This window comes from Devosia sp. T2-14, assembly GCF_055397495.1.
Window position 1 is genome coordinate 2,702,942 of the sequence record NZ_AP027921.1, and the last position, 26,787, is coordinate 2,729,728.

Here is a 26,787-nt window from a genome sequence, read left to right on the forward strand (position 1 = left end):
CATGGCCACCATCAACCTGGTCGACCTGCAGAAGAATTACGGCAACGTGCCGGCCGTGCGCGGCATCAACCTGTCGGTCGCCGATGGCGAACTGATCGTGCTGGTCGGCCCATCAGGCTGCGGCAAGTCCACCCTGCTGCGCATGGTGGCTGGCCTCGAAACGGTCTCGTCGGGCCGCATCGAGATTGCCGGGCGCGACGTGGTCAAGGCCGAGCCCGCGGAGCGCGACATTGCCATGGTGTTCCAGAACTACGCGCTCTATCCCCATATGACGGTGCGCGGAAATCTCGAATACGGCCTCAAAAACCGGGGGACACCGCGCGAGGAGATCGACCGGCGGGTCAACGAGGCCGCCGACATTCTGGAAATCGGTCCTTTGCTGGACCGCAAGCCGCGCCAGCTATCCGGCGGGCAGCGCCAGCGCGTCGCCATGGGCCGGGCCATCGTGCGCGAGCCCGCGGCCTTCCTGTTCGATGAGCCGCTGTCCAACCTCGACGCCAAACTGCGCGTTCAGATGCGGGTGGAGATCCGCAAGCTGCAGCGCCGGCTCAAGACTACGAGCCTCTATGTGACGCACGATCAGCTGGAGGCCATGACCCTGGCTGACCGCCTCGTGGTGATGAATGGCGGACTGGTCGAACAGATCGGCACGCCCACCGAAGTCTATGATCGCCCGGCGACGCTGTTTGTGGCGGGTTTCATTGGCTCGCCGCCGATGAACCTCATTCCCGCGAGCGCCCTTGCCGGTGCGGACGGTTTCGGGGAAATCCACCTGCCTTCCGGGACCGACGTGGTGGGCTTCCGCCCGGACCAACTCTATCTCGACCGGCCGGAAGGCGCGGCTCTGTCCATGCCCGTCGTTGTGGAGCTGCTCGAGCCGATTGGCGGAGAGAGCCACCTGCATGTGCGGCTTGCCGGATCGAGCCAGCCGATCGTGCTGAGCGTGCCCGGCCGCCCCGACATTGCGGAAGGCGCGACTGTCACCGTATTTGCACATGCCGCCGATATTCACCCCTTCAACAGCCAGACCGGTTTCCGCACCGATAACGCCTGACACAACAACCAGGATACCATGACCTCGCTCGCTCAACCCGGCCCGGCCCGGGACGAAGTTCAGGCCCATCGCGGCGCGTCCGCCATTGCTCCCGAGAATACCATTGCCGCCTTTCGCGCTGCCGCCGAACAAGGCGCCCGCTGGGTGGAACTCGACGTTGCGTTGCTGGCGGATGGCACGCTGGTCGTCATTCACGACGATACTGTTGACCGCACCACATCGGGCACCGGCAACCTGGGTACTTTGACCCGGGCCGACCTCGACCGGCTGGATGCCGGCTCGTGGTTCCACGCCCAATATGCCGGTGAACGGCTGCCGACACTGGAAGAAACCGTGGCGGTGCTGGGTGAGCTGGGGCTTGGCGCCAATGTCGAGATCAAACAGCACAAGCATCACAAATCGCTGGATCAACTGGTGAGGGCGGTTCAAAAGGCGATCAGCCAGCGTCCGCTCGAGATGCCGATCATGATTTCCAGCTTCGATCCCGATGCGCTTGCTGCCATGCATGTCATGGAGCCGGACCTGGAAATGGCGATGCTGTGGTCGGAGCTTCCGCCGGACTGGGAGGCGCGCCTGACGGCCATTCCGGCAACGACCATCCACCTCAACTACAAGGCGCTGAGCGTGGGCTTTCTTGAACGGGCCAGGGCGCGCGGGATCACGGTCCGCGCCTGGACCAGCAATGACCCGGTGGAACTTATGTCGTTCTGGCGCGCGGGTCTGACGGGTGTCATCACCGACAATCCGAAAGTGTTTCTGGGGTAATCAGGTTATGGGCCAGGAGGGACTCTCCCGCCGCCAACGCGATATTCTTGCTTCGCTCGAAGCGGAAGGGGCTCAGTATATCGAGCACCTTGCGACCCGCTATGGCAAGACAACCCAGACCATCCGCCGCGACATCAATGCGCTGTGCGACCTTGGCTATGCGCGCCGCTTTCACGGCGGGGTCGACCTGCCGGTGGGGAGCCGCAATACCTCGGTCAACGTTCGCGCCGCGCTGAACCGGGGCGCCAAGCAGCGCATCGCCCGCCGCATTGCGTCGGCCATCGAACCCGGCTCCACCGTTTTCATGGGCATTGGCAGCAGCGTGCAATTTGTCGCCTCGGCCTTGCGCGAGCATGAAGGCCTGCGCGTGGTGACCAACAATATCGACGTCGCGCTGACCCTGAGCGAGGCGCCGCAGGTCGAAGTGCACGTCACCGGGGGCCTGCTGCGCCATGACGACCGCGACGTGGTTGGCGCCGATGCCATCCGCTTCTTCGAAAAGTTCTACGCCTCCTACGCGGTGATCGGCGCCGGTGCGCTCGATCCGGCCAAGGGCATCCTGGATTTCAGCTATAGCGAAGCGCAGATCACCACCACGCTGATCGAAAACTCGCGCCAGCAGTTTCTCGCGGCCGACGTCAGCAAGTGGACGCGGGACGCTTCGGTGCGGGTTGTGCCATTTAGCCGGATCGATAGCCTGTTCACCGATAGCCTGCCCGATGACAATGGCGCGGCAGCGCGCGCCCTGGAAGAAGCTGGCATCAAATTGGTGCTGTGCGGCGAGGGCGGGGCATGAGTTTTCGTGGCGTGGCGCCCAGGCCCGAGCAGTTGCGCGGGGTGCGCTATCTCTTCACGGACATAGACGGCACGCTGACCACCGATGGCCTGCTGCTGCCGCAGACTTACCAGGCGCTGTGGGACCTGCATTCGGCGGGTGTCGCCGTCATTCCCGTGACCGGGGGCCCGGCGGGCTGGTGTGACCATATTATCCGCACCTGGCCGGTGGCCGTGGTGATCGGGGAAAGCGGCGCCTTTGCCATGACGCTTGCCGAGGGGCAGGTCGAAACGGAGTTCTGGGACGGCGAGGCGAACCAGGTTCAGCGCCAGGCCGAGCATCTCAAGGCGATCGAGCCGCTGCTGGGTTCGTTCTGCCTGTCGCGGGACCAGCGTTTTCGCATCGCGGACGTCGCCATCGAAATTGCGGGACGCAGCAAGCTGGATGTCGATGCGCTGGCAGACAGCATTCGCGCCATCGGCGCCTCGGTTGCCGTCAGCTCGATCCACATCAACAGCTGGCTGGGCCACTACAACAAGCAGACCATGACCGAGCGGCTGCTGCGGCGCTTCGAAGTCGGCGCGGACGAATTCGCCAGCTGCACTGCCTTCGTCGGGGATTCCCGCAACGACGCGCCGATGTTCGACTTTTTCGCCAATGCCTTTGGCGTGGCCAATATCGTGCCGGTTCTCGATGACCTGGCGACAAAACCGCGCTGGATATCGCAGCGCCCCGCCGGACTGGGATTTGTCGATATTGCCGAGGCCGTGCTTTCCGCGCGGGTTTCTTCCTAGGCGGTGGCCGATTTTCTCCAGGCAACGGTTTGATTTCGTTGCGGTATCAGCAGTTTTCTACCATGTTGCCCCGACCGAGCGGATCGGGGGATAGCGTGACGATATTTGAGAGCCTGGCTGGACGGCGTATCGCAGTGGCCGGGGGCGCCGGGTTCATTGGACGGCATCTCTGCGCGCGGTTGCTCGATGCTGGGGCCGAGGTGCTGTGCATCGACAATTTCATGACCAGCGCGCGAGCGGATCTGGAGCCCTTGCTGGCGCGGCAGGGGTTTATCTTGCTGGAAGCTGATATTGTCAGGCTGCCGGAGTTTGATGCCGACGGCATCTTCAACCTGGCGTGCCCGGCCTCACCGCCGGCCTATCAGCGCGATTCCATCCAGACCATGCGCATCAATGTCGTGGGGACGGACAATCTGCTTGCCCGCGCCGCCGCGCTCGGCGTTCGGCTGGTGCAGGCCTCGACCAGCGAGGTCTATGGCGACCCGGAAGTGCATCCGCAGCCGGAAACCTATCTCGGACACGTCAATCCGATCGGGCCAAGAGCCTGCTACGACGAAGGCAAGCGTGCGGCCGAGACGCTGTGCACCGACTATGCTCGCCAGCACGGCGTCGATGCGCGCATCGCCCGGATCTTCAATACCTATGGTCCGGGAATGGCCCCCGACGATGGCCGGATTATCTCGAATTTCGTGGTGCAGGCGCTCAACGGGGCGCCACTGACGATCTATGGCGACGGCCGCCAGACTCGTTCGCTCTGCTATGTCGAGGATACCGTCGAGGGGCTGATGCGGCTGTTTTGCCTGCCCGGTCTCGGCCCAACGCCGATCAATATCGGCAATACGGGTGAGGTGACGGTGACGGAGATCGCCATGGCGGTGATTGAGGCGACAGGTTCGCGCTCGACGCTCAGCTACCATCCGCTGCCGGTAGATGACCCCAGGAAACGTCGTCCCGACATTACGCAGGCTCGCGAACGGCTGGGCTGGGCGCCGAGGACTACGTTTGCCGAAGGCCTCGCCCGCACTGTAACGCATTTCAGCGATCTGGCGGCGCCCGAAAAGCAAAACGGCCAGACTTGGGATCTGGCCGTTTCGGGATAGGTTCGGAGGGAAGCTTAGCTCTTGGCTTCGTCTTCGCCGTCTTCTTCCTCATCATCTTCTTCATCTTCTTCGTCTTCGTCGTCATCGACGGCGGAGCCAACGAGCTGTTCGATGCCTTCTTCGGAGAGGGCGCGTTCGAATTCGTTCCAGGCGTCGAGATCGGATTCGAAGGTGTCTTCCCAGATCAGCGAGTTGTCGTCTTCGTCGACGACTTCAAGCGTCCAGCCCTCCTGCGAGCCGGCGGGGCGGTAAATGCCGACCTGAACGGTGATGCCGTCCTGGGTTACTTCGCTGCTGTGCTCGGAGAGCTCAATTTCGTCGTGGTCGTTGGTGGTCATGCTGGGTCTCCGTTCGGAACACGCCTCATACAGCAGTGCGCCGGAGACGGCCATAGCCATGCTGCTGCTGGTCCCTAGCTTTCGTGCCCGGAAAGTTGGGTCCCGCTCAAATGGCTGGGAGTGGCTGATATTTTGTCGCGGTAGGCAATCGGACGAATTGTGACTTTTCCATCCAGCAGCTCGGGCAGCACCTGGTCGCGAATGCCGATGATGTGGCGGGCGGGCCAGGGGCGGTGGCCGAGCACAGCGTCGTGGTCAAAACTGGTGACCTCGTAAAGCGCGTGCTCCCTGGGGTGATAATAGAAGAAGCGATAGCCCAGCCGCGCGATATCGCCATAGACGGGCAGGGATGGCAGGCCGAGCAGCAGGATCAGCACATCCACCTTGCCCTCGGCGAGGCATGGCATGGCCCCGGCCAGGACGCTGGCCTCTAGGCCGGCCACGTTGATCTTGAGGATATCGACATGATCGAGCCCGAGCTGAGGCAGTACGGCAGATAGCGTCTCAACGGGTACGGTCTCGTAGCCGGGGCCATCGGTACTGGCGTCCACGAGGTGACTGTTCCAGGTGCTGGCCGAGGTTTCGAACCGCGCAGTGCCCTGCCGGTCGGACAGCGCCGATTGGTGCACGATCACCCGGCCTTGCGCGCCATTGCGGGCGATATTGCGCTTGAGCGTGCCAAGGTTGGAGGCCTCGGGCTCGAAGGCGTGAATAACGGCATCTGGCAGGCAGCGGGCGGCGAACATGGAAAATTGGCCGATGGCCGCGCCGACATCGATCACCTGCCATCCCGGCTTGGCCACCTGTTGCAGGAAGGCGAATTCGGGATCGATGAAATCGCCGAACATCATCAGTGTCGGCGGGAACTGGCTGGGATAGTCGAATTCCAGAACAGGCCCTGAGCGCAACCGTACTTCGCCCGTGGCCGGACGGCGCAGCCTGAGCATGCCATAGCGGATGGCGCCGGGCAGGGCGGCGCTCGGTCCCGCTACGCGCAATCCCCATCGGAACTTGTCATACGCCTGACGCAGTCGCCTGGAGAGATTGAACCGGGATTGCACCATGCGCCTCATTGGGAACCAGCAAAATCACTCCATGAATAGAGCGGAAAGGCGACTTTGGGGGTGGCCAGTTCGGCGTAGCGGTAAACCGCCCGGCGATTTAGTCCGCACCATCAAATTTCGCAGGCAATGCGGGCTTTGGAGCCCTCAAAACCGTGAATAGCAGTCGACAGACTCTGCCGGTGGCGTACAATGGATATTCTATTTGCATCGGAAAGAGAGCATGCATTCCACTATTCAGCTGATCGACCTGCTCGGCGCCGGAGCTTTGCTGCTCTGGGGCCTGCGGATGATCAAGACCGGGGTCTTGCGCGCCTTTGGCGCTTCGCTCCGTTTGTGGATCGCAAAAGGCACCGGCAATCGTTTTTCGGCGGTGCTGTCGGGCATCATGGCGACGCTGGCGCTGCAATCGAGCACTGCCACGGCCGTCATCACCGCCGCCTTCGCCAGCAAGGGCGCGATTGATCCGCGCATGGCGCAGGCGGTGATGCTCGGGGCCAATGTCGGCACCTCGATCGCCGCGGTGGTGCTCTCGCTCGATGTGCACTGGTTTGGCTCGGCGATGATCCTCATCGGCGTCACCGTTTTCTCGCTCAGCAAATATGCGCGCGGCAAGGGGATTGGCCGCGCCGTGCTGGGCCTGGGCCTGATGCTGCTCGCCCTGCAACTGGTTGGAAACGTAACGGGTCCGCTACGCGATTCCGAGGTGATGATTGCGGTGCTTTCCGGCCTGACCGATGCCCCGGCCTTCGCACTGATCATCGCGGCCCTGCTGGCCTTCGTCGCCTCGTCGAGCCTTGCCGTGGTGCTGTTCGTGGCGCTATTGGCTTCGGCGGGCATCGTCTCGCCGCCGCTGGCGGTGACACTGGTGGCGGGCGCCAATCTCGGCGGCGCCATTCCGCCGCTGCTGGCCGTGATGCGCGAGGGCACCGAGGCCCGGCGCCTGACTTTGTCGAACCTGGTGGTGCGCGCCATCGGCGCCATCGTGCTGACGATCTTTGCCGTCCCGGTGGCCAATGCGCTGGTGCAACTGCTGCCCAATCCCAATGCGCTGACCATCGCGGCACATATCGGGTTCAACCTAGGCTTGCTGGTGATCTTCCTGCCGCTGATCGGCCCCATCGGCAAGCTGGCCGCGCTGGTCATTCCCGCGCCGGCCGCGCCCGAGCGGGGTGTGCGCTATCTCGACGACAGCGTGCTGGATACGCCCACCATCGCGCTGGCCGCCGCGGCGCGCGAAACACTGCGTGTCAGCGATATCGTGCTGCATATGCTGGAGGGGAGCCTCGAAGCCCTGCGCAAGCCCAGCCCGGCCGGCCGCAGCGCAGCATCGCTGCTCGATGATGATGTCGATGCCCTCAACCAGGCCATCAAGCTTTACCTGACCCGGCTCGACCAGACCGAGCTTGATGAGAATGACGCCCGGCGTTCCGGCGAGATCATGAGCTATGCCATCAACCTCGAACATGTCGGCGACATCATCGAGAGCGGGCTCTACGACGTTGCGGCCAAGATGGCCAAGCGCCAGCTGAAGTTCTCCGCCGATGGGCTGGCCGAAATCGTCGCGCTCTACGAAAAGACCATTTCCAACATGCAGCTGAGCCAGACGGTTTTTCTCACCGGCGACCCGCAGCTGGCCCGCCAGCTCGTGGCGGCAAAGGTCGACGTGCGGCGGCTCGAGGCCCGCTCGTCAGGCGCCCATATCCAGCGCGTGCGCGAGCGCGTTCCGGCCTCGCTCGAAACCAGCTCGCTGCACCTCGATATCCTGCGCGACCTCAAGCGCATCACGGCGCATCTGGCTTCGGTTGCCTATCCCATTCTCGAAACCAAGGGCGAACTCGATGAGAGCCGCCTGCGCGACACCGCCCACCTCGAAACCAAAACCGCATCCGAATAGCCTGGAGCATATTATGAACTACGACGCCGTCCTCGCGGACATGGTTGCCGTCGCCCGCGAAGCTGGCGCCCTCACGCTGACCTATTTCAAGCGCTTCCGCGAACTCGAAATTGGCATCAAGGGGCCCGCCGACTTTGTCTCCGAAGCGGACAAGGAGAGCGAACTGCTGATCCGCAAGTTCCTGTTCGAACGCTACCCGGACTGGAGCTTTACCGGCGAAGAATTCGCCCCGGTCGACAAGGACAGCGAGCACCGCTGGCTGGTCGATCCGATCGATGGCACCACCAACTTCATCAACGGCATGCATTACACCATCTCGATCGCGCTGCGGCGCGGCAACGAGACGGTCTGCGGTGCGCTCTATAATCCAGTGGCCGACGAGATGTTTACGTCAATCAAGGGGCAGGGCGCCTTCATGAATGGCGAACGGCTATTGGTGAGCGAGCAGACGGACGTTGGGCTAATGACCATCGGGACCGGTCTTGCCACCTCGCAACTCTTCACCTTCGAAGGCTTCTACAAGCGCCTCGAAGCCATCCGCGATCCCGTGGGTGCGGTGCGCATCGTCGGCAGCTCGGCCAATAGCTGCGCCTACGTCGCCAATGGGCGGCTGACGGGCTACTACGAGGAGTCAGGGCTGGTCGATTGGGCCGTGGGCGTGTTGCTGGTGCAGGAAGCGGGCGGCATCGTCACCGACTGGTGGGGCCGCGGGCCGGAATTCTACGAACGCACAGGCTGCGTGCTGGTCGCCAACGCGGCGACCCATGCCTATCTGCTCGACAAGCTGAAGGATGCGCCCCGCAAGGAACCGAAGGACGGCACGCACTAACTGCGTGCCGTTATCCCAACCACCGTTGCTGCCCGCGGACTTGATCCGCGGGCCTCTCCCATGTGCTGTGTTGGAAATGGCCCATGGATCAAGTCCGTGGGCAGCGTCAGTGGGGAGGGGAGATGGGGCGTAGCAGGAGCTATCCCATCAGGGCCTGCAATCCCTCCGGGTCATCGGTGGTAATCTGGTCTGCCTTTAGCTCCAGTAACCGCCGAACCAGCGGCGCACTCGCAGCGTCGGCCCGCTGGATGGTGTAGGCGTCGATGCGGCGGCCCTCGGCATGGAAGGCGCTGATGATGTCGAAGCCAAGCCGATCGGCCTCCAGCACCAGCCCATGATGCAGGTAGATCATCTCTGCCTTGGGTGAGGCCGCCACGGCATCGCGCACGAAGCCGGAGAAGTCGAGCGTCTGCTGCAGCCGCTCCAAGGCACCATCGTGGCACGGGTCGTAGCCGATGCGCAGGCCGGGAACGCCCTCAGTGAGCAGGCGAACGGATTCCGCGTCGCCGGAGGAGAGGATCATGTGCCGCGCGACCGGCGCAACACTGGCCTGGAACGACGCGATGGCGGCATCGTCGAGCGCCCGCCAGTCCTCCTTGTAGTCGAGCTGCAGCAGCGCATCTGCATGCAGCCCGCCCTTCGCCAACAGCGCAGACAGGTCTTCGAGCAGCATAACATGGTCGTCGAGAGGCGTGCCGTCATCCGCGCGCAAGTGCAGGGCGCGCAAGGCGTTGGCTGACGTATCGGCAATCCGTCCGTTACCGGTTGTTTCGCGATCCAGTGTCAGGTCATGCAGCACGGCGAAGCCGCGGTCGCCATGCACAACGAGGTCCACCTCGACGCTGGCGCCCAGCCGCATGCCTTCGCGGATGCGGGCGCCCGTGAAAACCGGGTCGCTGGCCCGACGGCGGCCACGATGCCACTTGAGCCACGTGCGGTGGCCGTTGCGGTCAATAAAGATCGGGTCGGTCATGCGCGGTGGATCAGTGCGTTGTTGCGGTAAGCCGAGACGGCGCGCGGCGACAGGTCGACGCCCTGTCCCGAGGCGAACATGCCGGGATGGTTGACCATGGCCTTGATGCGGGTGCCGTCATTGAGCTCGAGGTCGACCAGCCCATGGGTGCCATAGTCGTGACTCGGTGCACCTTGCCCTGGCTGCTGCCGTTGGCGGCAGTGAGCTCCAGCGCTTCGGGGCGGACGGCGAGCGTCGCCGGGCCATCGCCAACGGGCAGAGGCGTCGAATAACCCGCCTTGCTGAAGACGCCATTGGCCACGGTGCCTTCGATGAGGTTCATCGTCCCGATGAAGCCTGCCACGAACGGGGTCTGGGGTTCGCGATAGACGATGTCGGGGCGATCAATCTGCTCGGTCTTGCCGTCGCGCATCACCACGATGCGGTCTGCCATGGACAGCGCTTCGTCCTGCCCGTGCGTCACGAAGAGCGTGGTGATCTTGAGGCGCTGCTGGATGTCGCGAACTTCTTCGCGAAGTCTTTCGCGCAAGTGCTGGTCCAGACTCGCAAAAGGCTCGTCGAGCAGCAGGATCTTGGGCTCCAGAACCAGCGATCGCGCCAGCGCCACGCGCTGCTGCTGGCCGCCCGAGAGCTTGGCCACATGGCGATTGCCATAGCCGCCCAGGCCTACCAGTTCAAGCACCGCCTCCACCCGGCGCGTGATCTCGGCCGGCGGCACCTTGCGCAGCTTGAGGCCGAAGGCGAGGTTCTTGAACACATTCATGTGCGTCCACAGCGCGTGGCTCTGGAACACCATGCCGGTCGGGCGCTTCTCGGGCGGGACGTGGGTGATGTCCTCGCCATCGATGGTCATGAGGCCGCTGGTCGGCTTTTCGAAGCCGCCGACCATGCGCAGCAGTGTCGATTTGCCCGAGCCCGAAGGCCCGAGCAGGCACACCAGTTCGCCATCGGCCACATCGAGCGAGAAGTTCTCGACCGCGTGCACGCCGCCGGCGAACACCTTGGATACGTCTTTGATTTTCAGAACAGACATTGATTATTCCTAGCCGCCAAACCCGCGGGCAAACGAACCTGAGTTGACGACCCGCCGTGCAAACAGCAGGGCAATGAAGCTGGGCACCCACAGCAGCACGGAAAGCACCGCGCCATATTGGATGACCGGCTGGTTGTTGATGAAGGAGATCATCAGCACCGGCAGCGTACGCACCTGCGGCGCGCCGATCAGCCAGGCGCCTTCGGTTTCGTAGAAGGTGCCGACAAAGCTGAGCAGGATTGCCGCCGCGATGGTCGGTCCGGCCTGGGGCAGGGTGATCGACCAGAAGACGCGCAGCGGACTGGCGCCCACATCGCGCGCCGCTTCTTCCATGCGCCGGTCAACCGACTGGAAGGCGGCCACCGGAATCCAGATCATGAACATCAGCGTGCCCACCAGCTGGATCAGCACCACGCCCCAGAACGTTCCGATCAGGTTGAGCTGCAGGAAAATCCCGGCAATGGCGACCAAGAGGCCAAACTTCGGAAAGGCGTGCCCGGCCAGGAACGAGAAGAACAGGATGTTGCGGCCCGGAAAGTCGAGGCGCGCAAAGGCGTAGGCGGCGGGCAGGCAGATCAGCGCGGAAAGCGCCGTCACTGTCGTTGCCAGCGTCAGGCTCATGGTGATGGAGCTCCAGACGTCGGCACGCGCCAGCGTCTGGTTCCAGAACTTGAGGCCGAACTCCTGCGGGATGACGCTGGGATAGCGCCACACATTGGTGAAAGCCCAGGTGCCCACCACAACGAGGGGGACCACGATGACCAGGGTAAGGGCGATGGCAAAGAAAATGCCGACCCAATCAATTTCGCGGCGAACGAGTGTACTCATTACGCTGCCCTGTTCTGGGCAACCGAGCGCACATAGAACAGCCCGAACAGAATACAGAACCCGAAGGTGACGACGGCCTGCGTAATGGCCATGGTTGGATCATAGAGATCGCGGAAGGTACGCTGCATGAATGGTCCCATCATTTCCGGCGCGGCTGGGCCCAGGATGTAGGGCAGGGTGAACGCCGAGAAGATGCCGAGCACGGCGAAGGAAATCGCCACCAGCATGGAATTGGTGATGCGCGGCAGGATGATGTGCCACAGAACGGCAATCTTGCCGGCGCCGACATCGCGGGCCGCTTCGATAGCCTGGTTGGAGACGTTGCCCAGCCCCGACAGCAGGATCAGCACGGTCAGCGGGATATTGTCCCACACCAGCCCGATCACCGGCCCCCAGGGGGTCAGATAGGGCGAGCGGATCTTGGGCAGGCCCATGGCATTGGCGAGCAGGTCCACGGTGCCATTCGGCCCCAGCACGCGGATGAACGCGAAGCTGAGAATGATCGACGGCACGAACATCGGAAAGATGGCGAGGCCCTGCACATAGGCGGCAACCTTGCTGTCCGAGAAGCGCAGGTAGAGCGCGATCGGCAGGCAGATCACCAGCAGCAGCACAGCGCAGACGCCGGTGGTCCACAGCGTGATCGACAGGTTGGACAGGCTGTAGGAGTCTGAGAAGAAGAACTTGTAGGTTTCGACGGACAGGGCGGTGGTCCCATCGGGGCCGGTCAGCCAGAATGTCTGGATAACGGCCGAAATGATGGGCCAGATGACCAGCCAGCAAACCAGCAATACGGGCACGGCGACGAGCAGGAGGCCAATAGGCCTCCTGCGGTCTTGCATCGCGGGCGCCTTGAGACCCGCTTCTACTGCCGTCACGAGTTCGGATCCACGTTTGGAGCCACAGCACGATACCAGCCGTCATTGACGGCCTTTTCCCAGTCGCCGCCCGGGAAGACCGGGATCGAGGTCGGGATGATATCCTTGAAGCGTTCGCGCAGGTCAGCCGAGACATAGTCCCAGGACACGCCGGGGAAGCCGCCCAGTTCGGTCAGCACGGCCGACTGGATTTCTTCGCTGAGCACGAAATCGGCCAGCTTGAGGGCTGCTTCGTGGTTGACGCCATTGGTGTTGATGGTCAGGCGCGAGAAGCCGCCCGGTAGGCCGAGGTCGCTCAGCTGCACAAGGCCCGTGGTTTCCGGCAGCACGCCCTGGGCGATGGCCGACAGGGCCTGATCGGACCAGGCCGGGATCATGGTGACGGCCGACTGGCCGAGCAGCTGCAGCGACTGGGTATTGCCCGAAGTATAGGCGCCGCCGTCGAACAGCGAGGGAGCCAGGTCCTTGAGGATTTCCCAGGCGGGGTTCAGCGCGGCATCGCCGGCTTCGGTCGTGTAGTTCTCGACCTTGAACTTGCTCGGATCCTTGCCATTGGCTTCATAGATGGCGCGGCGCACGAAGTTGCCGCCCGAACCACCCTTGTTGGGGCGGTTGTAGATGAACTGGCCAGGATTGGCCTTGATCCAGGCGACCAGATCAGCCCAGGTCTTGGGGGCATTGGCCGGGTCGAGCTTGGTGGTGTCATAGGCCAGCAGCACCTGCGAACCGCGATAGGGCAGGTTCTGCGGGATGTCGAGCGCCAGCGGATTGACCTTGGAGTAGTTGGAGAGGCCGGCATCGGCGAAATTGGTCCACAGACCCTTGTCGAGGGCGCCGACCGGCTGGCGGGCGTCGAAGCCTTCAAAGAAGTCTGCCTGCGGATCGGCCTTGCTGCCCAGAGCAGCCACGGCGCGTTCTGCAATGGCCTGCAGGCCGGCATTGTCGCCGCCATCAACCAGATTGACGGTGATGCCCGGATTGGCTGCCTCGAACTTTGGCTTCACCACGTTGGTCCAGAAGTCGAGGACGTTCTGGTCCGAGCTGGTGTACCAATCGATGGCGCCCTGCGCGCCGAAGGACATGCGGGGCAGCATAAGGGCACCGGCAGTCGCGCCGGCAGCGAGCATGAAATCACGCCGTTTCATATTTGTCTCCCAAAGTCCGTTCGTTAGAACGGATGTTCCACAAGGCGGTCAATTCCGCCCGTAGGTTTCATCGATCTTGTGTCGACCTCTCCCAGACGAAAGCTAACTACCGGCCGGAAGATTATGCAAGGGGAAACCCGCTTATGATCGATCTCAAGACTTTGCGGTACAAATCACAGCTCTACGACAGCCGTGTAACACCAGCGGAGACAACACCTGTGTCGTGAATCAAAGTGGCAGGTTGCACTTATTAGTGAATTGAAATTACAAGATAAAGTTGGATTCGTGAGCGGCGCGCCGACGACCAGGGGACGCTCGCGCGGTGGTTGATGCAGCGGGAGTTATGGTCGACCAAAAGCCGGAGAGGGAGGTTCCTGGCGCTGCGCGGGGTCGGGAATTTGCGCTGGATTGGCGTAATTCGTCCGCGTGGAAGGAAATCTGCGGAGCATTCCAATAATAATACAGGCATTCCATAAACGACTCGGCCCCGGCATTTGCTGCTGCCGGGGCCGTTCAGTGCTCGTCGTCAGATGCTGCTGGCGAGTTCCTCAAGCTGGGTGGCGCACATTCCCCACCCTTCATGGAAGCCCATCTGCTTGTGCGATGCCGCGTCTTCGGCGGTCCAGTGGCGGGCGATGGCGGTGTAGCGGGTTTTGCCGGGACCGGCGTCCTCGAAGGTCAGAACGGCGGTGAAGAACGGCTTGGCCGATGGCGCCCAGTTGCCGGTGAAGGCATCGGTAAACACCAGCTTTTCGTTCGGCACCACCTCCAGATACTGCCCCGCATTGGGGTATTCGTTGCCCTGCTCGTCAGCCATGGTGATGACATTGCCGCCGCCCGGACGCAGGTCCAGTTCGGCCTTGGGCGTGGTCCACGGCCTGGGCGCGAACCACTGCTTGATCAGCTCGGGCTGCGTCCAGCACTGGTAGATCTTGTCGCGCGGTGCGTTGAGCACACGCGTCAGCACGAGATCGCGGTCGGTGTCTTCGGTGGGGAGTGCATTGGTCATCGGTGGGTCCTCGTTCGGGATGAGTGTTCATTCCAGCGACGATCCGGCACAACCAAATTCGACGGGGTCGATGTGATTTTAGTGACCGGCAGCGTCAAACGGCGCCGCCGGCTCTTTCTGGCAGCTACTTCCCGCCCTTCTTGAGGTATTCGGCATGGTATTCGGCGGCCAGGGTGCGCAGGGCCTTGCCGATGGCGGCGTATTCATACTCGTTGAGATTGGCGAGTGAGGCGCGGCCCGAGGGATGCTTGGCGCCAAACCCGCTGCCCGGCAACAGGACGACCCCGGTTTCCTCGGCGACCCGGAACAGAACTTCGATCGGGTTCTGAGTCTTCATCACCCAGGCCGCGAAATCCTCGCCATAGATCGCCTTGGCCGCCGCCTCCAGATCCACCAGCGTGTAGTAGTCGACGCTGTTGGGGTCCTGTTTCTGGGTAATGCCCAGTTCGCGATAAAGCGTGGCCTCGCGGTTGCGGATCACCGTCTTCACGGCCGTCTTGTAGTTGTCGGCCTGGTCGATGAGGCTGAACAGAGAGAACAGCACCATCTGCACCTGCTGCGGCGTCGATAGGCCAGCCGTGTGGTTGAGCGCCACGGTACGGCTATCGGCGACGAGGCGGTCTATGAACTTGATCTTGCGCGGCTCGGTGGTCAGCGAGCCATAGCGCTTGTCGAGTACCTTCTTGTCGGCCTCTGGGAGGTTGGCGATAGCCTTGTCGAAGATGTTGTCCTTGTGGGTGGCGATCACCCCCAGCCGCCATCCGGTCGCTCCGAAATACTTCGAGTAGGAATAGACCAGGATGGTGTTGTGCGGGCACAGCGAGAACAGGGACTCGAAATTGTCGGCGAAGGTGCCATAGACGTCATCGGTTAGGATGATGAGGTCGGGCCGCTTCTTGACGACGGCGGCGATGGCCTTGAGCCCGGCATCGTCGATCTTGACCGAGGGCGGATTGCTCGGGTTGACCACGAAGAAGGCCTTGATAGAGGGGTCTTCCAGCTTGGCGATTTCGGAAGCAGGATATTGCCAGTCGAGTTTGGGGTCGGCCTCGATCGGCACCTGCACCAGTTCGTAATCGTTCAGCTCCGGGATTTCGAGGTACGGCGTGAAGATCGGTACGCCCAGGGCGATCTTGTCGCCCGGTTTGATCATGCCGTTCTCGCGCATCGAATTGAACAGATAGGTCATGGCTGCGGTGCCGCCTTCGACGGCGAACATATCGACGTCGGAGTCTGAGAGGTGCTTGGCCCCCATTTCCTTGATGATGTACTGCAGCGAAATCTTCTCGCTCAGCTTCAGCATGCGGTCGGGAACCGGGTAGTTGCAGCCCAGGATCCCGGCGACGATTTCGAGCAGAAACTCGTTCGCCGACAGGCCGAGCTGGTCGCGCACATAGGACACGGCATGCCCGAGAAAAACCACGCCCGGCTTGTCCTGGTTTCGGGCAACGAAGGTATCGAAACGGAAGTCGATGCCTTCGGCGCGTGGCAGCCCGCCCACGCCTTCCGGCATGAACGAGAAGGACAACTCAGACTCCGCCATGGCGAACAGGCCCAGCTGAAAGAAAGCCCGGCGGGGAATGGTGGCGAGGAAGTTCGGATTGCCGCGGCCGGCATTCAGCATCATCCGGTCACGATTGCCGGCAGCGAGTGCGATCAGTTCGTCTTTGAGCTCAAATGGGCTGAGATTGGCGAATTTGGAGTAATCGACTTTGGCCATTCTGGTGTTCCTTGTTGAGAGGTCACGGTGCAAGGCTGCGTCACGCGAAAGCGACGATCAGCGGGCCAAGCAGGGTCAGAAATACGTTCGCAAGGGCGTAGGTGATCGCGAACGGCACGGTCGGAATGGAATTGCCCGATTTGTCGAGCACTTCGCCGAAGGCCGGATTGGCGCTGCGTGAACCGGATAGGGCGCCCGCGAAAATGGCGGCGTTGTCGTAGCGCAGCACGTAGCGGCCAAACACCATGGTGAGCAGCAGCGGCACCACGGTAACGATCACACCGATGCCGAACAGCGACAGGCCGCTGCTGGCGATGGTGCTGATGGCCTGCATGCCCGATTGCAGGCCGACGGCGGCGACGAAACCCGCCAGGCCGAGATCCTTGAGCAATTGCGAGGCGGCAGTGGGCATGTTGCCCATGGTCTGGTTGCGCGTGCGGTACCAGCCAAACAGCAGGCCCGACAGCAATGCGCCGCCACCGGCCCCAAGGGTCAGCGGAATGTCGCCGATGCGCAGCACCAGCAAGCCGACCAGCAGCCCCACGACGAGGCCAGCTCCGTGATAGACGAAATCGGTCTTGATGCTGACCTGGATGACTTCGCCAATCTCCTTGAGCACGCGCTTGAGGTCTTGTTCGGTGCCGTAGACGGTGACGACGTCGCCCTGCTGCACGACGGTTGAATCTTCAAGCGGCACCGGATCGCCGGCGCGTTTGATGCCGAGCACATAGATGCCGTGGTGAAGATCGGGGGTGGTGGCCGACCGGATATCGCCGACCGTGCGGTTGGCATAGTTGGCGTTCTTGAGCACCACGTCCTTGGTGTCCATGACGAGATCCATGCCCGAGGCAGATTGCAGCTCGGAGCCCAGGTCATCGGCAACATCGACCACGCCAGCGCGCCGCCCAACGACCAGCACAACGTCGCCGCGCTCGAACTTCAGGTCGCTCTGGATGTCGACCAGTTGATCCCCGCGCTTCAGCCGTTCGACCGAAATCGGCGTCCTGCCTGCGATGGACTCGATCTCCGCGACCGTTTTGCCTGCGCCTTGCTCGATGCGGTAGAGGCGCCCGACCACGTCAGGCATTGCCAGTTCCTGTCCGGGGGCGAAATTCATCGCGCCCTTCAGCCGTTCGGCCTCGGCCTTGATGGCATCGTCGCGCAGCGACCGGCCCATGAAGCGCGGCAGGATATTGACGCAGATGATGATGGCGCCCAGCGAGCCGAAAATATAGGTCACCGCATAGCCAATCGCGACATTGGCCTGCAGGCGCTGCACCTCATCGGCGGGTAGTCCGAGCTTGGAGAGCGCATCGCCCGCCGTGCCGATAATCGCCGATTGGGTGAGCCCGCCTGCCGCCAGGCCAGCCGCCATGCCCTTGTCGAGCGAGAAAAGCTTGGCGAGGATGACGACCGTAGCGAGGGCAGTCAGCGCCAGGACACCCGCCAGGATGATTTCCTTGATCGATTGCGGGCCCAGCGAGCGGAAGAACTGCGGTCCACTCTCGAAGCCGACCGCGTAGATGAACAGCGCAAACAGCAGCGTCTTGACGCCATTGTCGACCGATACGCCAAGTTGGCTGACCACCACCGCGACCAGCAAAGACCCGGCGACACCGCCGAGCTGGAATTTGCCAAACTGAAACTTGCCGATCCAGAAGCCGATCGCCAAGGACAAAAACAGGACTATCTCTGGCGACTGCTTCAGGTGTTCCTGTATCCACTGCATGAGTTCGCCTCTTCGTTGGTTCAACGCGACGTCGAAAACAACAGGGCGTCACTGCATGGCCACCGCCATGCTGACGACCACCGGCCCCATCAAGGGAAGGAGTACGTTGGAGATCGCATAGGTCACCGTGTAGCCGATGACCGGAATGGAATTGCCGGCATTGCTGACCAGCGCCGAAATGGTCGGCGTGCTGCAATGCTGGCCCGCTATTGCCCCGAGCAGGATCGGGGCCTCGATTTTGAGCAGCAAAGTGCCGATGATCAGCGAGAACAGCGCGGGCAGGGCGGAGATCAGGATGCCGATCACCGGCAGGATCAGCCCATATTGCTGGATCAGCGCGATGGCATCGGGCCCGGCAGACAGGCCGACGGCTGCAATGAAGGTGGCAAGGCCGAAATCCTTCATGAACTCTGCGGCGGCGGTCGGCAGCGAGCCGCGCCGCGGGAAATGCATGTGCAGCCAGCCGAAAACCAGGCCCGCAACCAGCGCGCCGCCGCCGGTGCCTAGCGTCAGGTCGAGCGCGCCGAATTTCAGGCTCAGGCTGCCGATGAACAGGCCGATGACCACGCCCAGCCCCAGAAAGATGAAATCGGTCTTGTCCGTGGGCGGCAGGTCGTTGCCCAGTTCCTTGGAGGCGCGCGCAACGGCCTTTTCCGGCCCGAATAGCCTGAGGATATCGCCTTCCTCGAGCACCGTGCCCGGCAATACCGGCAGCGTTCGCCCGAGCCGGCGGATGCTCTCGATAAACACACCGCGCCGCAAGTCTGCAGCGGCCATCTTGCGCAGTTCGCTGATTCGGAGGCCGAAAACCTCCTTGCGCACCAGCACGATATCGCGGGTTGTGAGGGGCAGGTTGGTATTGGCGGGCACCGGCACTTCATCGCCCAGCCGTTCCTGTGCCGCGATCACCGGGTTGCGGCGTCCCAGCAAGAAGACGATATCGTCGGGCTCCAGCACCATATCCGGCGTGGTTTCGATAATCTCCCGGCCGCGCTTGATGCGCTCGATGGTGACGGCATTCTTGCGGCTGTTTTCGAAGGCGCCGATGGTCGAACCAGCCAGTGAGCCGACGCGGAACGCTCGGCCGACCAGCGCGGGCAGGCCTTCTGCCGTGTCGTCATTCTCCTCCTCGCCATATGTCTTGGCGAGTGCCTTGGCTTCTTCGCGCAGGTTGATGCGCAGCAGCAGCGGCGCAATCTGGTTGGTGAACACCACAATGGCGACGAGCCCGAACAGGTAGGTAATGCTGTAGGCGGTGGCGATGTTGGATTGCAGCAGGTCGGCTTCTTCGGGCGCCAGGCCCAGCCGCGCGATGGCTTCCGACGCTGTGCCGATCACCGCCGATTCAGTGGCCGAACCTGCAAAAAGCCCGGCAGTGGTGCCGGGATCGAGGTGGAGAAAATGTACGGAGAGGGCGAGTAGCCCCAGCACCGACACCACCTCCACTATGGACAGTATGCCATAGCGCCACCCGCTGCGCACATTGGTGAAAAACTGCGGTCCCGCGGTGAAACCAAGCGCGAAGATGAACAGGGCGAAGGCAGTGTTCTTGAGATCGGCGTCTATCGTAACGCCAAGCTGACCGATGAGCAGCGCCACAAAGAGCGTGCCGCACACGCCGCCGACCTGAATTGGACCTATTCTGATCAGTCCAACCCCGTAGCCGACGGCCAGGGATACAAAGAGGGCAACGACAGGATCTGCAAGAAATGACACGAGATCACCTCACAAAGTCGCATGCGGCCAGGGAGCACCAAACAAACACTGAAACTTGGCTGATGGGTTTAACTAATTCGGCGCAGTTTTAGCGGATTGCATTCGCCCAAATGGGCCGGTCAGAGCCGACATGGCTTGGCAGCGGTGGCAGCTCCATGCTTCAAATGCGGGGAGGAGTATCGTTTCCATGACTGATTTGGCGCCCCCAATCACACCATCGCAAAGCCGTGCCGGGCGCGCGCTTGTGGGATGGTCCGTCGCAACGCTGGCCACAGAGTCCCTGGTGCCGGCCGGGGAGATCGAGCAGTTCGAAGCCGATACGCTGCTGCCCGATGCTGCTTGCCAATTGGCCATCCGCGCCGCGCTCGAAACACATGGCGTCCTGATTCTGCCCGAAGTGGGCGGGGAGGGCGTTGGCGTACGCCTCAAGTTTCCACGTCAGACCGTCAAGCGCATCCAGACCTGGGAAGGCGAAGGCGGCACTACAGGCGAAGACGACGTCCTCTGATGATCCCGACACAACGAAGCCTTGATAGCGGCTGGACCCTGAGCTGTGCCCGCGCCGTTGGCGCGCCCTCGCTGCCCGCCACCATTCCTGCCACCGTGCCCGGGACCGTGCATACAGATCTGCTGGCGGCGCGCCTGATCCCCGACCCCTATCTCGATCTCAACGAGATCGCGGTGGATTGGGTGGGGCGCTGCGACTGGCGCTACGAGCGGACGTTCGATTGGCACGACGAAGGCGCCGGCCATGTCGAACTGGTCTGTGAGGGGCTCGATACCTTCGCGCAGATCGTGCTCAACGGCGCGATTATCGCCGAAACTGCCAATATGAACCGCACGTACCGGGTCGATGTCCGTGGTCTCCTGCGCGAGGGCGAGAACACGCTTTCGATCCTGTTCGAGTCCGCCTTGACGCGCGGCGAAGCGCTGGCCGCCCAATACGAACCGCGACCCAACAACTATCCCGGCCCCGCCAATCTGATGCGCAAGATGGCCTGCAATTTCGGCTGGGACTGGGGCCCGACGCTGGTCACGTCAGGCATCTGGAAACCCATCCGCATCGAGAGCTGGACAGCGGCCCGCATCGCCTCCGTCCGCCCAGAAATCACGCTTTCTGGCGCCGATGGCCGCGTCACCGCTCATGTCGAAACTGATGGATTGGGCCACGGCCACAGACTGCGCGCCAGCGTAGCCAACGTAACGGTGGAGCTACCGGCAGGCGCTGCCACAACGCTCGACCTGCTGGTTCCAGGCCCCGCACTGTGGTGGCCGCACGGCCTGGGAAGCCAGCCGCTCTATGCGCTGACGATTGAGCTCGTGGATGAAAATGGGGCCGTAACCGATTCCTGGACAAGGCAAATCGGCTTCCGCTCGCTGCGGCTCGATACGTCAGCCGATGAGGAGGGTACCGCCTTCACCTTCATCATCAACGACGTGCCAGTCTATATCTGCGGCGCCAACTGGATCCCCGATGACTGCTTCCTGCCGCGCGTAACGCCCGAGCGCAATGCCGCCCGCATCGCGCAAGCCCAGGCCGCCAATATCAATATGCTGCGCGTCTGGGGCGGCGGCATCTACGAAACCGACGCGTTCTACGAAACCTGCAACGCCGCCGGCATGCTGGTGTGGCAGGACTTCCTCTTCGCCTGCGCGGCCTATCCCGAGGAGGGCGCGCTACCAGCGGAGATCGAGGCCGAGGCGCGCGATAATATCGTCCGGCTAATGCCCCATCCGTCGCTGGTTCTGTGGAACGGCAATAACGAGAATATCTGGGGCTGGTTCGATTGGGGCTGGCAGGACGTGCTTGAAGGTCGGACTTGGGGGCAGGGCTATTATCTCGACCTGCTGCCGCGTCTCGTCGCCGAGCTTGACCCAACGCGTCCCTATTGGGCCGGCAGCCCCTATTCGGGCAGCATGGACATCCATCCCAATGATCCCGCTCATGGTTGCAGCCACGTCTGGGATGTCTGGAACGACATCGGCTACGAGCACTATGCAGACAGCGTGCCGCGCTTCTGCTCCGAATTTGGCTGGCAGGCGCCGCCCACCTGGGCCACGCTGACCCAGGCTATCCACGACAACCCGATGACCCCCACGTCGCCCGGCGTCTGGCATCACCAGAAGGCCACCATCGGCAATGACAAGCTGCTGCGCGGGGTCGCGGGACACCTGCCGGTGCCGCAGGACATGGACGACTGGCACTACGCCACTCAGCTCAATCAGGCCCGCGCGATCCGCTTCGGGATCGAGCATTGGCGCAGCCATCGCCCCACCAATATGGGTGCGATCGTCTGGCAGCTGAACGATTGCTGGCCGGTCACGTCTTGGGCCGCGATTGACGGCTACGGCCGCCTCAAGCCGCTATGGTACGCGCTGCGGGCCGCCTACCATCCGCACCTGCTGACCATCCAGCCGCGCAGCGAGCAGTTGCATGTCTTCGCCGTCAACGAACGCACCCTGTTCTGGCGCGGCCCGGTCACCGTCAGGCGCATGCGCTTCGATGGCACTGTGCTTGCCGAATGGACCCATTGGCGCCTCTGCGCCGACCGGCTCGATATCGGCTCACTTGCTATCCCCGACCACGTCGCGACGCCGGGCGATCCGCGCAGCGAAATGCTCGTCGCAATCATGCACGACAGCGTGGCTCACCACTATTTCAACGAGGACATCGCACTCGATCTGCCCGAACCGCAGGCCGATATCGCTGTCGAACAGGCGGGGGCCGATTGGCTGGTGACGGTCACCGCCAGAACCCTGCTCAAGGACCTGTGCCTATTCGTCGACCGCATCCATCCCGATGCCACGATTGACGACATGCTGGTAACGCTGCTGCCCGGCGAAAGCCGTGCATTCCGGGTTACCTGTCCTGTGGCGTTGGATGCCGCGATGCTGGGGAACAGCCCGGTCTTCCGGTGTGCCAATCAGCTTGTGCACTAGCTCTGACCGCCGTCACTCTCGGGCCTGAGCCGAGCGTGACGGCCGGTGAGGTTGATCTTACCGCCCGAGCGCCTCCAGCGACGGCCGCAGCTTGCCGTCGTGCTCGGTGAGCAGCCGCTGCGCCTGGAATTTGTCGGCACCGGCCGCGAGCAAGATCGCGGTTTTCACCGATCCGCCGGCCTGCTCAAGCGCATCAGTGGCCGCGTCGCCACCGACACCGCTCACCGCCATGACGATGCGCCGCGCACGGCCGCGCAGCTTCATGTTGTCGGCAATGAGGTTGACCATGAAGCCATCGTGGACATGGCCCAGATGCACGGCCATCAGCGTCGAAATCATGTTGAGCGCGATCTTCTGTGCGGTACCGGCGCCCATGCGGGTCGAGCCGGCAATTACCTCCGGTGGAGTTGGCAGGCAGATGGCCACGTCGACGCGCTTGGATAGCTCGGCTCCGGCATTGTTGCTGATGCCAACCGTCTTGGCTCCGGCCGCCCGTGCGGCTTCCACGGCCGCCATGGGGTAGGGCGTATAGCCGCTGGCACTGAGGGCGATCAGGCAATCATCGGGTCCGACATTGATCTCGGCGACCTGTGCCCGCGCGGCATCGGCGTCATCTTCCGGCGCGCCCTCCATCGAAACGAGGGCGTCGAGTCCGCCGGCCAGCAGCACCTTGATGCGGTCGCGCGATATTCCGTAAGTGCCCGGCAGCTCGAGCGCATCGGCCAGCGCCATCAGGCCTGAACTGCCTGCGGCTGCATAAATCAGGCGTCCACCACGGCCGAGGCATGCAGCAGCCAGTTGCGCAGCATCAGCAATATCCGGTACGGCTTCCTGCACAGCCTGGGCCGCTTCGGCCTGCGCTTTTGCGAGAATTGTCAGCGCTTCTACCGGTGGCTTGATGTCGAAGCCGGGAGCGCTGGTGTGGGTCATTTCTGTCTGCGTTGCAGTCATCCCAGTCTCCAGTCATGGCAATAATGCCAAAAAAATACCACTTGTCCACAACGCAGCAGGATAGTGGCTATAACGCGCGCGTCGAGACGTCAAAAACGTCAATTCCGCCAATCCTCTGCGCTTGCGCTGGACAAGCGCGTTTTGGCACTTGGTAAATGGTACTTTATTGGTATTATCTGGTTTTAGCAGCCTGGCTTGGCCAAATCAGGGATTTTGAGTGATATGGAATGCACAGCTGATCGTAACATCGCGAGGGGGAGTTAGTGGCCGATTTGTCGAGCACATTCTTTGGCGATGAACCGGTGGTGCTGCCATCCGGCGGTCCGCTCTATCTCCAGCTCAAGCGCTGGATCGAGGATGCGATCGATGGTGGCGCACTCAATCCCGGCGATGCTCTGCCATCCGAGCGTGATCTGGCCACCAAGGTAGACGTGTCCCGCGTCACCGTGCGCAAGGCCGTGCTCCAGCTGGTCAAGGAAGGCGTGCTGGTGCAGCGTCATGGTTCGGGCACCTTCGTGTCGCCGCAGACGCAGCGCGTCGAGCAGTCGCTGTCCCAGCTGACATCGTTCACCGAAGACATGGCCCGTCGCGGCATGGCCGTTCGTGCGGAATGGCTCGATCGCGGCCTCTATCTGCCCTCGCCGGAAGAGACCGTCATCCTTGGTCTTTCGGCAGGGGACCAGGTGGCGCGCATTTCGCGCCTGCGCCTGTCGGGTGACGTCCCGCTCGCCATCGAGCGCGCCAGTCTCTCCGCGCGCATCCTTCCCGATCCCGCCTCGATTGCGGATTCGCTTTACAAACACCTCGACAAGGGCGGTAATCGTCCGGTCCGGGCCATTCAGCGGATACGGGCGGCCAATCTTGGCGAGGAAGATGCCGAGTTGCTGCAGGTGTCGGAAGGCTCCGCCGGACTGAATATCGAGCGCACCTCCTATCTCGCCTCGGGGCGGGTCATTGAATTTACCCGCTCCATCTACCGGGGCGACACCTATGACTTCGTAGCCGAGTTGCGGATCGGAGACGCGCCTTCTGCGGGAGGCACCAAGAAATGACCGGTCGGAACCAGACCCACATGCGTGCGGAGGTTGAAGCGACACCCGGTGTCGTTGCCAACTTCCTCGACATGTCCGGTCCGGTTCTCGATGCGGCCGCAGCGACGCTGCGCGAACGCAATCCGATCATGGTCGCAACTGTCGCGCGCGGCTCATCCGATCACGCCTGCGCCTATCTGAAATATGCAATAGAGCTGACCCTTGGCCTGCCGGTGGCCTCCATCGGTCCCTCGATTGCGTCGATCTACGGCAAGGATCTCAAGCTCGATCGCGCGGCTGCTATCGCCATTTCCCAATCCGGCAAGAGCCCCGACATTGTCGGCATGGCCCAATCGGCCCGCCGTTCTGGCGCAACTTGTGTCGCCATCACCAATACCGCTGGCTCGCCTCTTGCCGCGGCATCCGATTTCACCATCGATCTGCATGCCGGCGTCGAAAAGTCCGTCGCGGCCACCAAGACCTTCGTAACGTCGGTCGTTGCCGGCCTCGCCCTCATCGCGCGGTGGAGCGGAGACGATGAGCTCAAGTCGGCCGTCAATGATTTGCCCAATTCCTTGACCAAAGCCGTGGCCTGCGACTGGTCTGAAATGATCGGTGCGCTCGATGGCCACAACGCGCTCTATGTTCTCGGGCGCGGACCGGGCTTTGCCATTGCGAACGAGGCGGCATTGAAGTTCAAAGAAACCTGCGGCATCCAGGGTGAGTCTTACAGCTCGGCCGAGGTGATGCATGGCCCCGTTTCCATAGTCACGTCCGGCTATCCGGTTCTGGCGCTTGCCGCCCGCGACGCGGCGGAGACGTCCGTCGCCGATATGGCGCACAAGCTGGCCGGGCAGGGCGCTCTCGCCTTCCTGACCAGCGACCGGCCGGGCGCCGCCAGGCGCCTGCCGTTTGCTGCTACAGGTCACCCGATCACCGATCCCCTGTCGCTGATCGTTTCGTTCTACGGGTTCGTCGAAGCCTTGGCCCGCCATCGCGGGCTCAATCCAGACGAGCCACCTATGCTCAAGAAAGTCACTGAAACACTATGAGCGATCTTCTCGCCATTTCGGGCGCCCGCATTTTTGACGGGCACAGCTGGCACGATAATGCCGCACTTCTCATCGAGTTCGGCCACGTGTCGGGTATCGTCAGCGCCGACGCCATTCCGGCCAATGCCAAGACCGTCGTGCTGGATGGCGGCTCGGTTGTGCCGGGGTTCATCGACCTGCAGGTCAATGGCGGCGGTGGCATCCTGCTCAACAATGCTCCCTCGGTTGAATCGATCCGCACCATCTGCGCCGCCCACACCCAGTTCGGCACCACGGCGCTACTGCCTACGCTCATTACCGACTCTGTTCCCGTGAACGTCGCCGCCATGGCCGCCGGCAAGGCCGCTGCCGAGCAGGCCGTGCCGGGCTTCATCGGCCTGCATCTCGAAGGGCCGCATCTATCGCTGGCCCGCAAGGGTACCCATGATCCGGCGCTGATCCGCCCGATGGATGATGAAGACCTCGCGCGACTGATCGCTGCTGCGGCTGACCTGCCCAATCTCCTGATCACCGTGGCCGCCGAAACCGTGACCCCGGCGCAGATCAAGGCTCTTTCCGACGCGGGCATCATCGTCAGTGTCGGTCACTCCGATGCGAGCGGCGATGTTGCCAGTGCCGCATTCGAGGCTGGCGCCAGCATGGCGACGCACCTGTTCAACGCCATGAGCCAGCTCGGCAACCGGGAGCCTGGCGTTGTCGGTGCTGTGCTCACCAATGGCCGCGTCCATGCCGGCCTGATCGCCGACGGCATTCACGTGCATCCTGCTGCCATTGAAATTGCCCTGCGCGCCAAGGATGGGCATCCCGGCCACATCTTCCTCGTCACCGATGCCATGTCGCAGACGGGCACCGACCTGAAGACGCTTACCCTCAACGGTCGCACGATCACCCGCGCGGACGGCGCGCTGCGCCTGGCCGACGGCACTCTGGCTGGTGCCGATCTCGATATGATCGACGCCGTCGAGTTCATGATTACCCGCATCGGCCTTCCCCTCGAGGAAGTGCTCCGTATGGCCTCGCTCTATCCGGCCGAGGCCATGGGCATCGAAGACGAGTTCGGCCACCTGCAGCCCGGCGCCGTCGCCAGCTTCGTGCACCTTACCGATGACCGCAAGGTCGCCTCCACCTGGATCAGCGGCGTCGAAGTCTTCCACGCCTAGCCGGCGACG

23 protein-coding genes and 1 pseudogene are annotated in these 26,787 nt (G+C 62.8%); 12 read left to right on the forward strand and 12 right to left on the reverse strand.

Annotated features, from left to right (window positions below):
• Position 1: 1 nt before the first annotated feature.
• The 5 genes from ACZ5WT_RS13150 to ACZ5WT_RS13170 all read left to right on the forward strand — a co-directional run bounded on the left by ACZ5WT_RS13150 (position 2) and on the right by ACZ5WT_RS13170 (position 4,488).
• Complete coding sequence (locus tag ACZ5WT_RS13150; RefSeq protein ID WP_464284239.1) at positions 2-1,054, forward strand: sn-glycerol-3-phosphate import ATP-binding protein UgpC; 1,053 nt, start codon at positions 2-4, stop codon at positions 1,052-1,054.
• A gap of 18 nt (positions 1,055-1,072) precedes the next feature.
• Positions 1,073-1,819 (forward strand): glycerophosphoryl diester phosphodiesterase, encoded by a 747-nt coding sequence (locus tag ACZ5WT_RS13155; RefSeq protein WP_464284240.1) that lies wholly within the window; start codon positions 1,073-1,075, stop codon positions 1,817-1,819.
• Positions 1,820-1,826: 7 nt separating this feature from the next.
• Positions 1,827-2,615 (forward strand): DeoR/GlpR family DNA-binding transcription regulator, encoded by a 789-nt coding sequence (locus tag ACZ5WT_RS13160; RefSeq protein WP_464284241.1) that lies wholly within the window; start codon positions 1,827-1,829, stop codon positions 2,613-2,615.
• Positions 2,612-3,388, forward strand: coding sequence for an HAD-IIB family hydrolase (locus tag ACZ5WT_RS13165; protein ID WP_464284242.1), 777 nt, complete (start codon positions 2,612-2,614; stop codon positions 3,386-3,388). The genes ACZ5WT_RS13160 and ACZ5WT_RS13165 overlap by 4 nt, the downstream gene beginning before the upstream one ends.
• Positions 3,389-3,450: 62 nt before the next feature.
• Positions 3,451-4,488: an NAD-dependent epimerase/dehydratase family protein gene (locus ACZ5WT_RS13170; protein WP_464284243.1), complete on the forward strand. Its 1,038-nt coding sequence runs from the start codon at positions 3,451-3,453 to the stop codon at positions 4,486-4,488.
• A gap of 14 nt (positions 4,489-4,502) precedes the next feature.
• Here the strand turns inward: ACZ5WT_RS13170 and ACZ5WT_RS13175 are convergent, their stop codons facing one another.
• Complete coding sequence (locus ACZ5WT_RS13175) at positions 4,503-4,826, reverse strand: hypothetical protein (protein WP_464284244.1); 324 nt, start codon at positions 4,824-4,826, stop codon at positions 4,503-4,505.
• Between the two features lie 74 nt (positions 4,827-4,900).
• Complete coding sequence (locus tag ACZ5WT_RS13180) at positions 4,901-5,824, reverse strand: FkbM family methyltransferase (protein WP_464284245.1); 924 nt, start codon at positions 5,822-5,824, stop codon at positions 4,901-4,903.
• A 286-nt stretch (positions 5,825-6,110) separates the two neighbouring features.
• Between ACZ5WT_RS13180 and ACZ5WT_RS13185 the strand changes: the two genes are divergently transcribed.
• On the forward strand, positions 6,111-7,784 hold the full coding sequence (locus ACZ5WT_RS13185) for a Na/Pi cotransporter family protein (protein WP_464284246.1): 1,674 nt from the start codon (positions 6,111-6,113) through the stop codon (positions 7,782-7,784).
• 13 nt (positions 7,785-7,797) lie between these two features.
• A complete protein-coding gene (locus ACZ5WT_RS13190; protein ID WP_464284247.1) occupies positions 7,798-8,613 on the forward strand; it encodes an inositol monophosphatase family protein in 816 nt (271 codons plus the stop codon).
• Between the two features lie 139 nt (positions 8,614-8,752).
• Here ACZ5WT_RS13190 and ACZ5WT_RS13195 read toward each other — a convergent pair whose 3' ends face one another.
• The 9 genes and pseudogenes from ACZ5WT_RS13195 to aspT (ACZ5WT_RS13235) form a co-directional block, all read right to left on the reverse strand.
• Positions 8,753-9,586: a glycerophosphodiester phosphodiesterase gene (locus ACZ5WT_RS13195; RefSeq protein WP_464284248.1), complete on the reverse strand. Its 834-nt coding sequence runs from the start codon at positions 9,584-9,586 to the stop codon at positions 8,753-8,755.
• Positions 9,583-10,619: pseudogene (locus ACZ5WT_RS13200) on the reverse strand (ABC transporter ATP-binding protein). The gene ACZ5WT_RS13195 and the pseudogene ACZ5WT_RS13200 overlap by 4 nt, the downstream one beginning before the upstream one ends.
• Positions 10,620-10,628: 9 nt before the next feature.
• Positions 10,629-11,447 carry an ABC transporter permease gene (locus ACZ5WT_RS13205; RefSeq protein WP_464284249.1) on the reverse strand — a complete coding sequence of 273 codons (819 nt, stop codon included), beginning with the start codon at positions 11,445-11,447 and terminating at the stop codon, positions 10,629-10,631.
• A complete protein-coding gene (locus ACZ5WT_RS13210) occupies positions 11,447-12,289 on the reverse strand; it encodes an ABC transporter permease (protein WP_464287212.1) in 843 nt (280 codons plus the stop codon). Before ACZ5WT_RS13210 ends, ACZ5WT_RS13205 begins: the two co-directional genes overlap by 1 nt.
• Positions 12,290-12,321: 32 nt before the next feature.
• Complete coding sequence (locus ACZ5WT_RS13215) at positions 12,322-13,470, reverse strand: extracellular solute-binding protein (protein ID WP_464284250.1); 1,149 nt, start codon at positions 13,468-13,470, stop codon at positions 12,322-12,324.
• A gap of 526 nt (positions 13,471-13,996) precedes the next feature.
• The gene (locus ACZ5WT_RS13220) at positions 13,997-14,479 is read right to left on the reverse strand and encodes an SRPBCC family protein (RefSeq protein ID WP_464284251.1); all 483 of its coding nucleotides are present in this window, start codon (positions 14,477-14,479) and stop codon (positions 13,997-13,999) included.
• Positions 14,480-14,603: 124 nt separating this feature from the next.
• On the reverse strand, positions 14,604-16,199 hold the full coding sequence (locus ACZ5WT_RS13225; RefSeq protein ID WP_464284252.1) for a bifunctional aspartate transaminase/aspartate 4-decarboxylase: 1,596 nt from the start codon (positions 16,197-16,199) through the stop codon (positions 14,604-14,606).
• A 40-nt stretch (positions 16,200-16,239) separates the two neighbouring features.
• Positions 16,240-17,928 carry an aspartate-alanine antiporter gene (gene aspT, locus ACZ5WT_RS13230; protein ID WP_464284253.1) on the reverse strand — a complete coding sequence of 563 codons (1,689 nt, stop codon included), beginning with the start codon at positions 17,926-17,928 and terminating at the stop codon, positions 16,240-16,242.
• 48 nt (positions 17,929-17,976) lie between these two features.
• On the reverse strand, positions 17,977-19,644 hold the full coding sequence (gene aspT / locus ACZ5WT_RS13235) for an aspartate-alanine antiporter (protein WP_464284254.1): 1,668 nt from the start codon (positions 19,642-19,644) through the stop codon (positions 17,977-17,979).
• Between the two features lie 244 nt (positions 19,645-19,888).
• Here aspT (ACZ5WT_RS13235) and ACZ5WT_RS13240 point away from each other — a divergent pair, with 244 nt between their 5' ends.
• Complete coding sequence (locus ACZ5WT_RS13240) at positions 19,889-20,152, forward strand: XRE family transcriptional regulator (RefSeq protein WP_464284255.1); 264 nt, start codon at positions 19,889-19,891, stop codon at positions 20,150-20,152.
• Complete coding sequence (locus ACZ5WT_RS13245; protein WP_464284256.1) at positions 20,152-22,584, forward strand: glycoside hydrolase family 2 protein; 2,433 nt, start codon at positions 20,152-20,154, stop codon at positions 22,582-22,584. Before ACZ5WT_RS13240 ends, ACZ5WT_RS13245 begins: the two co-directional genes overlap by 1 nt.
• A gap of 57 nt (positions 22,585-22,641) precedes the next feature.
• Here ACZ5WT_RS13245 and ACZ5WT_RS13250 read toward each other — a convergent pair whose 3' ends face one another.
• On the reverse strand, positions 22,642-23,535 hold the full coding sequence (locus tag ACZ5WT_RS13250) for an N-acetylmuramic acid 6-phosphate etherase (protein WP_464284257.1): 894 nt from the start codon (positions 23,533-23,535) through the stop codon (positions 22,642-22,644).
• 263 nt (positions 23,536-23,798) lie between these two features.
• Between ACZ5WT_RS13250 and ACZ5WT_RS13255 the strand changes: the two genes are divergently transcribed.
• Genes ACZ5WT_RS13255 through nagA form a run of 3 tightly spaced genes read left to right on the forward strand, consistent with a single transcriptional unit; the run spans position 23,799 to position 26,778 of the window.
• Complete coding sequence (locus tag ACZ5WT_RS13255) at positions 23,799-24,587, forward strand: GntR family transcriptional regulator (protein ID WP_464284258.1); 789 nt, start codon at positions 23,799-23,801, stop codon at positions 24,585-24,587.
• A complete protein-coding gene (locus ACZ5WT_RS13260) occupies positions 24,584-25,618 on the forward strand; it encodes an SIS domain-containing protein (protein WP_464284259.1) in 1,035 nt (344 codons plus the stop codon). Before ACZ5WT_RS13255 ends, ACZ5WT_RS13260 begins: the two co-directional genes overlap by 4 nt.
• Positions 25,615-26,778, forward strand: a complete 1,164-nt coding sequence (gene nagA, locus ACZ5WT_RS13265; RefSeq protein ID WP_464284260.1) for an N-acetylglucosamine-6-phosphate deacetylase — start codon at positions 25,615-25,617, stop codon at positions 26,776-26,778. The genes ACZ5WT_RS13260 and nagA overlap by 4 nt, the downstream gene beginning before the upstream one ends.
• The last annotated feature ends 9 nt before the right edge of the window (positions 26,779-26,787 follow it).